General features: G+C 45.3%; 10 protein-coding genes. 7 read left to right on the plus strand and 3 right to left on the minus strand.

Annotated elements, in window-relative coordinates:
* Window positions 1–287 precede the first annotated feature (287 nt).
* The gene (locus tag ABR189_RS19640; protein ID WP_354662175.1) at window positions 288–1832 is read left to right on the plus strand and encodes an ArnT family glycosyltransferase; all 1545 of its coding nucleotides are present in this window, start codon (window positions 288–290) and stop codon (window positions 1830–1832) included.
* A gap of 16 nt (window positions 1833–1848) precedes the next feature.
* Here the strand turns inward: ABR189_RS19640 and ABR189_RS19645 are convergent, their stop codons facing one another.
* The gene (locus tag ABR189_RS19645; protein WP_354662176.1) at window positions 1849–2592 is read right to left on the minus strand and encodes a biotin--[acetyl-CoA-carboxylase] ligase; all 744 of its coding nucleotides are present in this window, start codon (window positions 2590–2592) and stop codon (window positions 1849–1851) included.
* Window positions 2593–2753: 161 nt separating this feature from the next.
* On the opposite strand from ABR189_RS19645, the gene rsfS reads away from it, so the two are divergent.
* The 4 genes from rsfS to ABR189_RS19665 all read left to right on the plus strand — a co-directional run bounded on the left by rsfS (window position 2754) and on the right by ABR189_RS19665 (window position 6888).
* Window positions 2754–3158, plus strand: coding sequence for a ribosome silencing factor (rsfS, locus tag ABR189_RS19650; protein WP_354662177.1), 405 nt, complete (start codon window positions 2754–2756; stop codon window positions 3156–3158).
* A 75-nt stretch (window positions 3159–3233) separates the two neighbouring features.
* The gene (gene ftsH / locus ABR189_RS19655) at window positions 3234–5255 is read left to right on the plus strand and encodes an ATP-dependent zinc metalloprotease FtsH (RefSeq protein ID WP_354662178.1); all 2022 of its coding nucleotides are present in this window, start codon (window positions 3234–3236) and stop codon (window positions 5253–5255) included.
* A 6-nt stretch (window positions 5256–5261) separates the two neighbouring features.
* Window positions 5262–5897 carry a LutC/YkgG family protein gene (locus ABR189_RS19660; RefSeq protein WP_354662179.1) on the plus strand — a complete coding sequence of 212 codons (636 nt, stop codon included), beginning with the start codon at window positions 5262–5264 and terminating at the stop codon, window positions 5895–5897.
* A gap of 202 nt (window positions 5898–6099) precedes the next feature.
* Window positions 6100–6888 carry a UDP-2,3-diacylglucosamine diphosphatase gene (locus tag ABR189_RS19665; RefSeq protein ID WP_354662180.1) on the plus strand — a complete coding sequence of 263 codons (789 nt, stop codon included), beginning with the start codon at window positions 6100–6102 and terminating at the stop codon, window positions 6886–6888.
* Between the two features lie 8 nt (window positions 6889–6896).
* Here the strand turns inward: ABR189_RS19665 and recO are convergent, their stop codons facing one another.
* Window positions 6897–7634, minus strand: a complete 738-nt coding sequence (recO, locus tag ABR189_RS19670; protein WP_354662181.1) for a DNA repair protein RecO — start codon at window positions 7632–7634, stop codon at window positions 6897–6899.
* Window positions 7635–7723: 89 nt separating this feature from the next.
* Window positions 7724–10021, minus strand: a complete 2298-nt coding sequence (gene porZ / locus ABR189_RS19675) for a type IX secretion system anionic LPS delivery protein PorZ (protein WP_354662182.1) — start codon at window positions 10019–10021, stop codon at window positions 7724–7726.
* 466 nt (window positions 10022–10487) lie between these two features.
* On the opposite strand from porZ, the gene ABR189_RS19680 reads away from it, so the two are divergent.
* Entirely contained in the window at window positions 10488–12899 is a 2412-nt protein-coding gene (locus ABR189_RS19680; protein WP_354662183.1) for an efflux RND transporter permease subunit, read from the plus strand.
* Window positions 12900–13169: 270 nt separating this feature from the next.
* A complete protein-coding gene (locus ABR189_RS19685; RefSeq protein WP_354662184.1) occupies window positions 13170–13862 on the plus strand; it encodes an IS1595 family transposase in 693 nt (230 codons plus the stop codon).
* Window positions 13863–14113 lie beyond the last annotated feature (251 nt).

Consider the following 14113-nt stretch of genomic DNA (forward strand, 5'->3'; position numbering starts at 1 on the left):
AAATAATAGTGGTTGTAATGTGAACATTTTCATGGAAATGAAATGTTGTTGCATTTTTATTTTTGATATTCTGTTAAAAAAATCACAATTTGTTAACCCGTTTATCAACCAAAATCTTGTTTATCATCACACTTTGATGTATGCATATGGATCACCACCCATAGCGCAGTTACAAGATCAAATAATATTAAAGCGAAGGCGTTGTACGAAAGGCTGCAACACCTTCGCTTTAATCATTTCAGGGATTTCCTTACTTTACATCCAACTATCATTTACCCTTATCTGATATGATGCAACCTACAAGGCGTTTTGCCTATCCATACCTGTTGTTGTTTTTTATTTTAGTGAAGGTAGTATTGCAGTATGTAGTGATCAATCCGATGTATGATCTACATAGGGATGAGTATCTGCATCTGGATATGGCCAGTCATATTTCTGCCGGTTATCTTTCCGTACCTCCCTTTACTGCGTTGGTGTCTTTGCTGATCAAATGGTTGGGAAATGATGTTTTCTGGGTGAAGTTTTTTCCGGTATTGTTTGGCGTATTGACGATGGTATTGATCTGGCGGATGGTAGAGCTCTTAAAAGGGGATTGGTTTGCCCAGGTGCTGGCCGCCTGCGCGTTTCTTTGCTCTGCTTATACCCGGTTGAATATGCTGTATCAGCCCAATTCCTTTGATGTATTGTGCTGGACGTTGTTGTTTTATTGTTTGCTGCAATACATCCGTACCATGCATTATAAGTGGTTGTTGTGGCTGGGCGTAGTATTAGGGGTTGGTTTTCTGAATAAATATAACATACTGTTTCTGGCCGTGGGGATGTTGCCGGCAGCCTTGTTATCACCGCAGAAGCAATTATTTGTTAACAAATACCTTTATTGGGCCGGCGGCATTGCATTGCTGATTGCCTTACCCAATATTATCTGGCAAATCCGGAATGGGTTGCCGGTTATTCATCACATGAAGGAGCTGGCACAGTATCAGTTGGTGAATGTAAACCGGCTGGACTTTCTGAAATCCCAGCTGGTGTTTTTTCTGGGAGGTGGCTTTCTGATCATAGCAGCGTTGGTGGGATTTATATTTCATAGGCCTTTCCGGCCTTACCGGATTATTGGCTGGACTTATCTTTTTGTATTGCTGTTATTCATTTACCTGCAGGCCAAGGATTATTATGCGTTGGGGTTGTATCCGGTATTGCTGGCCTTTGGCAGTGTGTATTGGGAGCGTTTTTTCACCCAGGGATGGACGCGGCGTTTGCGGGTGGTATGGGTATTGGTGATTGTATTACCATTTGCCTTTTTGCTGAATGTTATTTTTCCGATACTTGGCCCGAAAGCTATTGCGCAGAAAGCGGAGAAGTTTAATTCCCTGGGGTTGTTAAGATGGGAAGATGGCAAGAATCATGCATTACCGCAGGATTTTGCAGATATGCTGGGCTGGCGGGAGCTGGCAGTGTTGACCCTGAAAGCATATGAGGGTGTACCGGAGGCAGATAAGAACAAGACGATTGTAATTTGTGATAATTATGGGCAGGCCGGTGCGCTGAATTATTACAACCGGGGTAAAATGCCGGCGGTGGTATCCTTTAATGCGGATTATGTTTTCTGGTTTCCACGGCTGGATACTGTTCGTTGCATTATCATTGTTGGCGATCCTCCGGATGAGATTGCGCGGGCCTATACCACAACCAGTGTTACCATAGGTACCGTAGCCAATCCGCTGGCCAGGGAGTATGGTGCGGGGGTGTATGTCTTAACCGGCGTATCGCCCGAAGTACCGGCATTGTTACTTAAGCTGGGAAAGGAAAAAGAAAAGGAGTTCCGGAGCTGGTAGGCGGGGTGGCTTTCCCCTATTTAGTTACTACAAAAGTTATTTCTCCGAAGCCCAGTTGCATCATTTCACCATTTTTTTCCAGGCAAAGCTGGCCGTCGGGCAGTACGTCCCGGATAATACCCTGGAAATACGTACCGTTCAGGAGGTAAAGACCCGGTTCCTGTAGCCGGAACAGGTGGCTTTTGTATTCTTGCAGAAGCGCTTCATATTGGGAGGGGTGTAGTTGTTGCATCCTTTGCCGGAGGCAGCTGCAAAGTTCTTTGGCCAGGGCTACGGAGTCCCAGGTTTTGCCGGTAATCTGTTTCAGGGAAACCGGGTTGGGCAGATGGTCGGGGAACTGGGCCTGGTTAATGTTGATCCCCATCCCGATAATGGCATATTGCCAGGTATTTCCCCTTAAAACGTTCTCAATCAGGATACCCCCTGCCTTTCTGTCACGCCAGTAAATATCATTGCTCCATTTGATGCAGGTTTCTTCCCCTGCGTATTTAGAGAAGAAATCATAGGTAGCCAGGGCTACTGTAACGCTCAGCATAAATTGCCTGGAAAGCGGTATTCCGTTTGGCTGCAGGGCTACGGTGAGCATGATGTTTTCGCCGGGTGGGGACACCCATTGTTTACCCCGTTGTCCTTTTCCGGCTGTTTGTTCCATAGCAAACCAGGCAGTACCGGGTGTCACCTCCCCTTTATTTACCTGCTCCATGGCATAGTTATTGGTGCTGTTTATTTTATCTAAAATGTAAAAAGGGTGTCCAATCACAAGAAATCTTTTTAGCGCTGTTTTCGGGCAGGAAAATTAGCACATTTTATTGTTTTCTTAACATTTGGACGGCCCCAGCAGGGGATTTAGCCACGCTTATTTCCTGCTTGTTTAGTAACTTTGACAATTAAAGTATATTTTTAACAAAAACGTGAATTTTATTGGCACCCTTAACCGTTCTGAATACGCGAAAGAAAGCGGAAACGCGCTTAACAAGAGAAAGTGAGATTTTTACTACCATCATAAAGGCCATACAGGAAAAGAAAGGCGAAAAAATTGTTTCCCTGGATCTTCGTCATATTCCTGAAGCAGTGGCTGATTTCTTTATCATTTGTGAAGCAAATTCCAATACACAGGTAAGAGCCATTGCTGATTTTGTGGTAGAGGAAGTACAAAAGCATACCGGAGAGGACCCTTACAAACATGAGGGTTTTACTGCACAACAATGGATTCTGGTGGATTACGTAAATGTGGTAGTGCATATTTTCCAACCCGAACCCCGTGAATTCTACAGTCTTGAAGAAATGTGGAGCGATGCAGACCGGATGGATCATCACGATAACTGAACAAAAACAGTTATTTAAGTATTAATATTACATATATTTCTGATTGCAATAAACATCCGTAAGGAGTGAAAGACTATGGAAAGAGCCAACAATAACAAAGGTTCGGACAAATCGCCTAAAAAGGGACCAAAGTTCAATATCTACTGGGTATATGCCTTTATAGGTATTGCCTTGCTGGCTATGAACTTTTTTGATTTTCGTACCCAGACAAAAGAAATCAGTTTTCAGGAGTTTCAAGTGGATTACCTGAAACCAGGTGATGTAGACAAGCTGGAGGTAATAAACAAGAAATACGTTGAAGTTTACATAAAACAGGACCGGCTTAACGAACCCAAATTTGATAAAGTAGCCAAAGGGCGTTTTGGGGCAGTAAATCCTGGCCCTCATTATCAGTTTACCATAGGTAGCGAAGAGAGCTTTAAAGCCGATATGGACAAGGCGCAGGCTGGTGTTCCGGCAGAGAACCAGGTAAAGGTGCTTTACAGGGACCGTACCAGCTGGTTGGAGCCTGTGTTCCAGTTGCTGTTGCCGATCGTATTGATTATTGGTTTGTGGGTATTGCTGATGCGTAAAATGGGTGGCCCTGCCGGTGGTAGTGGTGGCCCTGGTGGTATCTTCAATATCGGCAAATCCAAAGCTACGCTGTTTGATAAAGGCACCCGTGTTAACATTACGTTCAACGATGTGGCCGGCCTGGAAGAAGCCAAGGTAGAGGTAATGGAAATTGTAGACTTCCTGAAAAATCCCAAGAAGTATACTGCCCTGGGCGGTAAGATTCCTAAGGGTGCATTGCTGGTAGGCCCTCCGGGTACTGGTAAAACCCTGCTGGCGAAAGCGATGGCAGGAGAAGCACAGGTACCTTTCTTCTCCCTTTCCGGTTCTGACTTTGTGGAACTGTTTGTAGGGGTGGGTGCCAGCCGTGTGCGCGACTTGTTTAAGCAAGCCCGTGAAAAAGCACCTTGTATCATTTTTATCGATGAAATTGATGCCATTGGCCGTGCCAGGGGCAAGAATATGATGATGAGCAACGATGAGCGTGAAAATACGCTGAACCAGTTGCTGGTGGAAATGGATGGTTTTGGAACAGACAGCGGTATTATTATCCTGGCTGCCACTAACCGCCCTGATGTACTGGACAGTGCGTTGCTGCGTCCGGGACGTTTTGACCGTCAGATCTCTATTGACAAACCGGATCTGGCTGGCAGGGAATCTATCTTTGAAGTACACCTGAAACCCATTAAAACATCCCCTAACCTGGATATCAAAAAGCTGGCTTCTATGACGCCGGGTTTTGCCGGAGCAGATATCGCCAACGTATGTAACGAAGCTGCCCTGATTGCTGCCCGTAAGGGTAAAAACCAGGTGGAAATGGATGATTTTAATGATGCGGTAGACCGTGTAATCGGTGGGCTGGAAAAGAAAAACAAGATCATCTCTCCGGAAGAAAAAGAAGTGATTGCTTACCACGAAGCGGGCCATGCTATCTGCGGATGGCACCTGGAACATGCTAATCCACTGGTGAAGGTAACTATTGTACCTCGTGGTGTGGCTGCCCTGGGTTATGCGCAATACCTGCCTAAGGAACAATACCTGTACAATACAGAACAGCTGATGGATGATATCTGTATGACCCTGGGCGGCCGTGCAGTAGAAGACATCGTATTTGGTAAGGTATCCACCGGTGCACAAAATGACCTGCAGGTAATTACCCGTATGGCATATGCTATGGTAACGGTATATGGTATGAATGAAAAAGTAGGAAATGTTTCCTTCTATGATCCTAACAATGATCAGTCATTTACCAAACCTTACTCTGAAGAAACTGCGAAATTGATTGATGAGGAAGTACGTATCCTGATTGATAAAGCATATATCAGAACTAAGAATCTGCTGACAGAAAAACTGGACCAGGTAAAAATCCTGGCGCAGGAACTGCTGCAAAAAGAAGTGCTGTACCAGGCAGATCTGGAAAGACTGATCGGTAAGCGTCCATTTGATGTGCACAGAGAACATCACCTGAATAAAGAAGGTATGACTACTGATGGTGTACACCCGTCAGATATCATCAACCCTTCTCCTTCACCTGCTAATGCGTAATGGTTTATGAAGATTTCTCCTGCTAAGGAAAATATTCTGAAAAAAGTACGGAATGCATTAAGTCAGCCGGTACAGTTGCCTTTCCCTAATTCGGAAGGCAACACTTCCGTTTTCAAACCGGATAGCGACGGGCTGGAGTTAAAGTTTGCGGAGGAGTTTGCCAAATTACAGGGGAAGTTTATCTTTTGTGCCGGCCGTGCAGAACTGGTAGAAAATCTGAGAGCATTGAGTGAGCATAAAGAATGGAAGAATGTGTATTGTAAAACCACGGAAGTATTGACCGTGTTGCAACCATTCCCACTTTCTTTCCTGAATCAGGGAGATATGCACAGTGCAGATGCCGCGATTACAGATTGTGAATACCTGATTGCCCGTACCGGTACAATTGTATTGAGTGCAGCCCAGCAAAGCGGCAGAGCACTTCCGGTATACACACCTATTCATATCGTCATCGCCTATCCGCATCAGTTGGTATTTGACCTGAAAGATGGTATCAGCAAACTGAAGGATAAATACGGTAATGAGCTGCCATCAGCGATTTCATTTGCTTCCGGTCCCAGCCGTACTGCCGACATTGAAAAAACACTGGTAGTAGGTATACATGGACCTAAAGAAGTGTATGTATTCCTGGTAGATGAATAAAAACACAGTTACTGTAAAATAATAAACGCAAGGGCCGTCTCTGAAAAAGACGGCCTTTTTTTGTGGGTCTGGCATCGGGAGTAAGCAGCTGCTGGCATATGACAGCTGTTGGGTAGTTACTGATTTCAAAAGCGATAAACTAGCAACTGCCGGTACTTCTTCCTATCTTTGCCCGCAAGAAATTAAAAAGTAGTTGTAGCTCATGGATATTCAGCTTCCTGCCAATAAGAAAGTATATTTCGCTTCAGATTTTCACCTGGGTGCGCCGGATGCTGCTGCCAGCAGGAAAAGGGAACAGCTGATTGTGAAGTGGCTGGATGAAGTGGCAAAAGATGCGCAGCATATCTTTCTGGTGGGCGATATTTTTGACTTCTGGTTTGAATACAAGCACGTGATCCCGAAAGGTTATATCCGTATTCTCGGAAAACTGGCTGAGCTGAAAGATAAGGGGATTGGCATTTCTGTATTTATCGGTAACCATGACATGTGGATGAATGGTTATTTTGAAGAAGAGCTGGATATCCCGGTATATTATGAACCGCAAACTTATCAGATAGGCAGCGCCAGATTTTATATCGGACATGGAGATGGACTGGGCCCCGGAGATCATGGTTATAAGTTCTTGAAAAAAGTATTCCGTAATCCCTTTTGCCGCTGGTTATTTTCGGCTTTGCATCCCGCCTGGGGTATTTCCCTGGCCAATTACTTCAGCCGTAAAAGCAGGGCTGCTACGGGGCAGGAATTGGAAAAGTTCCTGGGCGAAGAAAATGAATGGTTAGCCATTTACAGCAAAGAGATTTTGCAAAAGGAACATTTTGATTATTTCATTTTCGGGCACCGGCATCTGCCTTTGGAAATAGCACTGGGTAATAACAGCCGTTATATTAATCTGGGAGATTGGCTGAACTATTACTCCTATGGTGTATTTGATGGTCAGCAAATGGCCCTGAAATATTATGATGGTGCGCCCGCATCCACTCCTGCTCAATAATTACCTGCTCAGACATCCAGTATCTCATGTAAAATAGGCGGAGAATGCAGCTCGGTAAATTCCGGCATATGCAGCCTGAAGAAATCCAGGTAAGCATATAGGAGTTTTCTTCTGCGGTCTTTATTCATGGTGATAGCAGCCAGCTGCGCCAGATCCTGCGATTGAAATAAGCGGTGGGTGATCTCACTGTTTACCTCATCCAGAAAATACGTATGATGAGGCGGCAGGTCGGTAAAGGTACCTTCCTGCAGATCGAGGAAAGGAGTATGCTCTGAGAAGCTTCCATTGAGCCGGAACCCCATTTTTTCTGCCACCTTTAATGTGAAGTACAAGGGTAGATTAGCTACCACAGCCATTTCAGAACGATCCAGCACCTGCAGCACATATTCGGCAAAATAATAGAGTTCGGGATGTTGTTCCGGTTCTTTCAGGCATTTTTGCAGCAGCTCAATCAGGTAAATGGCCACGGTGTTTTTTACCACATTAAACTGCATGGCGCTATACACGTATCCCAGTTTAAACTCTGAGATCCTTTGCAGGTTTTTGCCTTCCTGATGATATACCACCAGTTCCATAATATTGCCTGGTTGCAGCAAATTACCTTTTGCCGCTTTGGGTTTACTGGACCGTACCCCATTGACCATGTAAGACTGTATACCAAACAGCTCTGTAAAGATGCTTACAATAGCGCTGGTATCACCATATTTTACGGTGCGCAGTACAATACCTCTTGTTTTATGTAACATAGTTAACCCACTTTCCGGCAGTGTTCCATTGTGCAGGAAATCACTGTGCCGACAACCTTCAAAACTAAATAAAATCCGGTGCACATTTGCTAATGGATGAATACGAGTTTGGTAACCAGTTTTTCCTGGCCGGTGTCGTTGGTGGCAAATACGAGATATACACCACTTTGCGGGCGGCGGCCGGTATAATCCAATCCATTCCAGACGGCCTGCCCTCCTGCTGCGCGGGTTTGATAGATGAGTTTACCACTGATGTCGGTAATTTTAACTATAGCATTTTGTACCACTCCCCTGATAGCGATGGTACCGCTATATCCCGGAGGAACCGGGTTAGGAAATACGAGTACACTATCAGACGGGGTATTGGAGCCTTCTGTAGCAGTGCCCCGGTAGGAAACCAGTCCTTTACCGGTAGCAAAGAATACTTCTCCACTTAGCGGATCAACGGCTATTTTGTGAACGATGTTATCCGGCAATGGACTGTTGGCCGTATTAAAATGAAGGATTACCTGTTGTCCATCCGGGCTGATGAGCCACACGCCGTTGCGGGTAGCTATCCATTTGCGGTTGGCCCCATCTACAGTGATGGCATTTACCTGTTCGTTCTGAAATAAAAAACCAGCAAAATCATCTTGTTTTACTACCGGCAGATAGGCCGCGCAACTGCCTGCATTGAAGAGGTTTTGTGCGCATTGAAAGATGCCGATACCTCTGTTGGTACCCACCCATATATATCCATCTTTATCTTTGGCCAGGCAGTTGACATTATCGTCCGGTAAATTGCCTTGCGTAGCACCAACGCGCAGCTGCAGCCAGTTGTCGTCTGCAGTGTGCTGTATATCGCTGCCATAGTTCAGTACAAACAAGCCATTCCCGTTAGGAGATACGATCCATACCTGGTTATAGTCATCCGTTAATACCTGACTAACGGCATTGCCCATATGAAAAAACGGGATGAAGAAAGATTGCCAGGACTGGTCTGTTTTTTTCACGAGGAGTTCCCGCTGGGCTCCGTAGGAAGTCATCCAGATATTACCTGCCGCGTCAGCTGCCAGCCCGCTGATACGGTAAGCCTGCGGATTGTCTTGCGCAGGGGGTAATACCTGCTGTTTAAAAAGTGTATGACCACCATCGGGTGTCCATGCTAACAGGCCACCACCGAAAGCGCCCATGTATATGTCTCCTTTGACAGGATCGGCGGCGAGTGTGATCAGGTCGGGTACAGTATCCAGATACGGATATTGCAGGTAATTGTAGTTCTGCCATTCTTCTTTTTCAAAGCGGTAATATCCGTTTTTATTGCCGGTAGGTTGCCATTGGTCATTGACACCGCCTGCAGTTACCCATAGGGTATTATTGGCAAACAGCATATCGCCGGTAGCAATACTCCGGGGTGCATTGGGCGTAAGATTTTCGTAGGTATTGCCGCTGAATAGTATCAGTCCGTGGAGTGAGTCGGCCACCCAGATGTTATCGCCTTGCACAGTAGCCTGTACAGGAGCCGTAATTTGTGCATGCTGCAGGGTTTGGTAAATGCTGGCCTCCGGTGTTATTTGCAGCACACGTGCCGCTCCGGAGGACAACTGTTTTTCGCAGAGGAGCAGTGTATTCTCTGAAACGGTTGCGCCGGTCAGATGCCAGCTATCCGTGTACCAGGGCTGCCATTGATTATTTTGCCAGATCCAGAGGTGATTACCCTGGCGGCACAGGAGTTGTTTATCCAGTTGAAACACCTGTTCCACAGCACCGGCCGGAAGTCCGGCTGTAACGGGGATCCAGTTTTGGTAGTTGGCCAGATTGGCGCCCTGAATAGCTCCTTTTTTAACTCCTTGGGCGGTAGCCGCATAAAAGTAGCCGTCATAGGAAGTGAAGGAAGTTACCGGGGCCATATTTCCGTTGTTGTCCGGGTTCCAGGTATCCGCTATTTCCCGTTTATCCAGGTTTACCACGATGATCCCGATACCGGTACAGAGATAGGCAAAACGGTTGTAGCAGGTAATGCTGTAGATCGTTTTATCGCCGGAAACGGGTTTGCGGAGGATATCAGGCAGGTTGTATATGCGGCCATCCAGGAGCAGGTCCAGGTTGCTGTTTTGGTAAGCCACCAGGAGCGTCCGGGAGGCTTCGTCGAAACCGATGGCGCTGATTCCCATATCATGCATACCGCCCGTTTTGTCGTACCGGGTAATGGCATGCTCTTCTTCCTCTACGGAAAACAGGCTGTAGGCGCTGGCACAAAATACTTTACCCTCGCCGGTTGCCACGGCTCTGGCGGGCAGACAGGGTAAGTGATTACGCCAATGCCCAATGGGTACTTGTTGCGCCACATTTTGAAGGGAGCAAAGCAGTAACAGGGAAAATAGCAGGAAGCCGGCAATGAGGCGCATAGTTCAAAAATAGCAATTAAATTAAATGATTAGCTGGAAGCTATGTATTAAGCTTTTAGCTATTAGCAGTTAGCTGTTAGTTTTTAGCTGTTAGCTTTTAGCTCAATGCAGCGGAAGGTTCAATGATAGTTATATGCTAATGATCTGTTGCCTGTGTGGTAATTTTGCCCCGCAGGATGTTTTTGTTAAACCCATTTCATAGCCTTTCATGCACTATTCATACTCTATCTATGCTTTAACTATGCTTTAACCATGCTTTAACTATGCTTCAAGCATAGGGTCTCGTCCTAAAATAGGTTTACATGTATAACTTCCTCTCCGCTGCATTTAAGCTAAAAGCTAACAGCTAAAAACCAACAGCTCTCCCAAAACTATCCATTCTATCAACTTGATGATCAGAAATCAACACATTATTTAATACAACTTTACTTACCTTTACGCCATTTACCAAATTGAGAAATCCTTTATGTGGCAACGCTTAGCAGGTTTTGTGTTAAAATACCGGTTACCGCTTCTCATTGTATTGCTGGCCAGTACGGGTGTTATGGCATACTTTGCCAGTAAGGTGCAGATGTCTTATGATTATGTAGCTTCTATCCCCAGGGATAATCCTAAATTCCTTCAGTATCAGCAGTTTAAGAAGCAGTTTGGCGAAGATGGGAATATGATCGTGTTGGGAGTACAGCACGATAAGTTTTTTGAAGCCGGTTTTTTCGCAGACTATGTACAACTGAATAAGGATCTTAAAAAGATAACAGCAGTAGAAAATATACTAAGTGTACCGTTAGCCATTAATCTGGTAAAGAACGACAGCACTAAAAAGCTGACAGCCGTACAGTTGTTTAACGGGGATTTGAGTCAGCAGGCAACGATCGACAGTTTGGCGGGGGTATTCCATTCGCTGCCATTTTATAAGGGGCTTTTATACAATCCGGAAACCAATGCCTACCTGATGGCTATTTATGTGAACCGGGATGTATTTAATTCCGCGAAGCGTACCCAGGTAGCAGATGAGATCATGAAGCTGGCCGATGCTTTTGGAAAGAAGCATCAAACGGAGGTACGGTTGAGCGGATTGCCTTTGATACGTACTATCATGGCCACGAAGGTAGCCGATGAGTTGAAATTGTTCCTGAAGATCTCCTTTGTGCTAACGGCGCTGATCCTCTTTATGTTCTTCCGCTCCTTTGGGTCTGTGATGATGTCGATGGTAGTGGTAGCCATAGGCGTAATATGGTCGGTAGCTACCATTGTGTTAATGGGATACAAAATCACCTTGCTGACCGGTTTGATCCCGCCATTGATTGTGGTGATCGGCATTCCCAACTGCGTATACTTTCTGAACAAGTACCATACGGAGTATGCCAAGCATAACAATAAAACGAAGGCGCTGATACGTATGATCCAGCGGATGGGCATTGTGACCCTTTTCACCAATATTACCGCCGCCATTGGCTTTGGTGTATTTTGTTTTACCAATAGTGCCATCTTAAAAGAATTTGGGGTAGTAGCCGGGTTGAACATCATGTTCATCTTTGTGATCTCCTTTATTTTCCTGCCAGCAGTATTAAGTTATCTGCCACCCCCTAAAACCAAGCATACCAGTTACCTGGATAACCGGATGTTCCGTGCAGTGCTCAGCTTCCTGGATACCATGGTATTCAAATATCGCCCTGCGATCTACATTGTAACGATATTGGTGGTGGGAGCAGCTATAGTAGGGATGTTGCGGTTGAAGTCAGTAGGTTATATGCTGGATGACGTGCCTAAAACGGATAAGCTGTATACCGATCTGAAGTTTTTTGAGCGGAATTTTAAGGGCGTGATGCCGTTGGAAATAGCGGTAGACACCAAAAAGAAGAACGGGGTGATCAGTTTGCAAACCCTGAATAAGCTGGATGAGCTGACTAAGCTGGTAGGTGCGCAGCCGGATTTTGCGCGGCCATTGTCGGTAGTAGAAGGGATTAAATTTGCAAAGCAGGCTTATTATAACGGAGACAGTACCAACTACAGCGTACCCAATCAGTTTGACATAGGTTTTCTGGCCCCTTATCTGCGCATGAAAGGTGGAGAAGCAGCAGGTGGAGGTACCTCTACCTTTACCAAGCTGGTATCTTCTTTTATGGATAGTACCCGGCAGATAGCGCGTATCAGTGTGAATATGGCGGATGTAGGCTCTGAAAAGCTGCCCCGGTTAATGGACTCCTTACGCCCGCAGGTAAATGCCATTTTTGACACTGCGCACTATCATGTCACCTTTACCGGTACCAGTATTATCTTCCAGGAAGGGACCCGGTTTATTATCAATGGCCTTACTGAGAGTATCTTACTGGCCTTTGTGCTGATCATGTTCTGTATGTTGTACCTGTTCCGTTCATGGCGGATGCTGATCATTTCCCTGATTCCGAATATCATTCCGCTGGTGGTAACTGCCGGGGTGATGGGATGGGCCAATATTGCCATCAAACCTTCTACTGTATTGGTATTTAGTGTAGCGTTGGGGATAGCAATTGATGTAACGATCCGGTTTCTGGTCAACTTTAAGCAGGAGCTTCCGCATCATGACCTGGATATATCTGCTACCGTTAAACAAACCATTCACGAAACAGGATTAAGTATAATTTATACTTCCATGATTCTGTTTGCCGGGTTTATGATATTTAGTTTTTCAGAGTTTGGAGGTACCAAAGCATTGGGGTGGTTAACCTCCCTGACGCTGGTGATGGCGATGATTACCAACCTCACCATTTTGCCGGCGTTGTTGTTGTGGATGGAAAAAGCCTTGTTAAAGAAGGCAAAGAAGAAGGAATTGTGGAAACCACTGGATGATGAAGAGGATATGGAGTTATCTCAAATTGGGGTGGATGATAAGGAATAATCAGTGTATTTAACCCGGTTGAGCATACAAGGCGCAATAACCGGGAGATAACATGACAGGCATATTTAATGGCCGGCTACTGTAAAAAGTAGCCGGCTTTTTTTATGAAATGCGCAATTGGGATCCTTTTTTGGCTAAAATGGACAAAAAAGTGTGATGAAATAATCTAGTGGGCAGCATTCATCACATAGTTTTAGCCGTTTGTATAAAATGGCCTGATATACCGGGGAAAAAATAAGAGGTTTATGATGCCGTTCTAATCTCTTGTTCATGAAAAACAAATACTTAAAAGGAGCTCATTTATCTGAGCGAAAGTTTAAGGAGATCCTCAAGCTATTTGCCGATGATCTCACCGCCACTCAAATTGCCAGTATCAGCGGAGTGAGCCGGGTAACCATTAATAGTTATCTGAAAAAGATACGCCAGCAGATTGCGCGTTCCTGCGAGGAAGGTAATCCGGGCATCAGTCAGGTTACTGCGCAGTTGCCGGAGGAGGATTTATCTGAAAGCGTGTATGATCAGGATACGCTGGTAGCAGTAAAGCCCGAAGTAGGGAAGATTATAAAGCCGGTTATTTTCGGAATTTATAAGCAGGAAGAGCGGGTACATACGGAGATATTGCCGGATGTGAGCCGTTCTATGGTACATGCCGTAGTAAGGGGGCGTTCAGGGCTGGAAACCCTGGGAGCTGTGGAAAGGATCCGTTTATTCCGCGGGTTGGTGGATCTGGGTCAGTATCGTTTATACCGTTTGGAAAATGGTGGCACAGAAAAGGCCGATACAGACGATGTGGATGCATTCTGGGCACTTACCCGTCACAGGCTGGCTAAGTTCAAAGGATTGAACCGTAATACCGCCTATCTGCATTTAAAGGAATGTGAGTTCCGCTATAACAGCCGGCATGAGGATTTGTATGCCGGGATGTTGAATTTATTAAAAACTTACCCGCTTACGTTAGCCTGATCAGTAGCAGGTAAAGTCATGGAATGTAAGTTAGTCATGTTATGCAATGGCCCTAGTAAGGCAGGTTCCTATATGCTATAATGAAAAATATTAACGGAAACCATGCATATCTGCAATTGCAGTCATTTAGCGTAAGGCTAAAAAATATTTAAGAGTAATCTCGATTTAGATTTTGGTTGATGAGCGCAGGCGATAATCTTATCGCTTGCTTTTTTTTTATAAACCCCTCTGTTCCAAAATATTATGAGCTC

This window comes from Chitinophaga sp. H8 (assembly GCF_040567655.1).
Lineage (GTDB): Bacteria > Bacteroidota > Bacteroidia > Chitinophagales > Chitinophagaceae > Chitinophaga > Chitinophaga defluvii.

What these genes read in the sequence shown, in the direction of transcription:
- ABR189_RS19640 (WP_354662175.1), top strand. Translation starts at nt 288, where the DNA reads ATGATGCAACCTACAAGGCGTTTTGCCTATCCATACCTGTTGTTGTTT.
- ftsH (WP_354662178.1), top strand. Translation starts at nt 3,234, where the DNA reads ATGGAAAGAGCCAACAATAACAAAGGTTCGGACAAATCGCCTAAAAAG.
- ABR189_RS19660 (WP_354662179.1), top strand. Translation starts at nt 5,262, where the DNA reads ATGAAGATTTCTCCTGCTAAGGAAAATATTCTGAAAAAAGTACGGAAT.
- ABR189_RS19665 (WP_354662180.1), top strand. Translation starts at nt 6,100, where the DNA reads ATGGATATTCAGCTTCCTGCCAATAAGAAAGTATATTTCGCTTCAGAT.
- recO (WP_354662181.1), bottom strand. Translation starts at nt 7,634, where the DNA reads ATGTTACATAAAACAAGAGGTATTGTACTGCGCACCGTAAAATATGGT.
- porZ (WP_354662182.1), bottom strand. Translation starts at nt 10,021, where the DNA reads ATGCGCCTCATTGCCGGCTTCCTGCTATTTTCCCTGTTACTGCTTTGC.
- ABR189_RS19680 (WP_354662183.1), top strand. Translation starts at nt 10,488, where the DNA reads ATGTGGCAACGCTTAGCAGGTTTTGTGTTAAAATACCGGTTACCGCTT.
- ABR189_RS19685 (WP_354662184.1), top strand. Translation starts at nt 13,170, where the DNA reads ATGAAAAACAAATACTTAAAAGGAGCTCATTTATCTGAGCGAAAGTTT.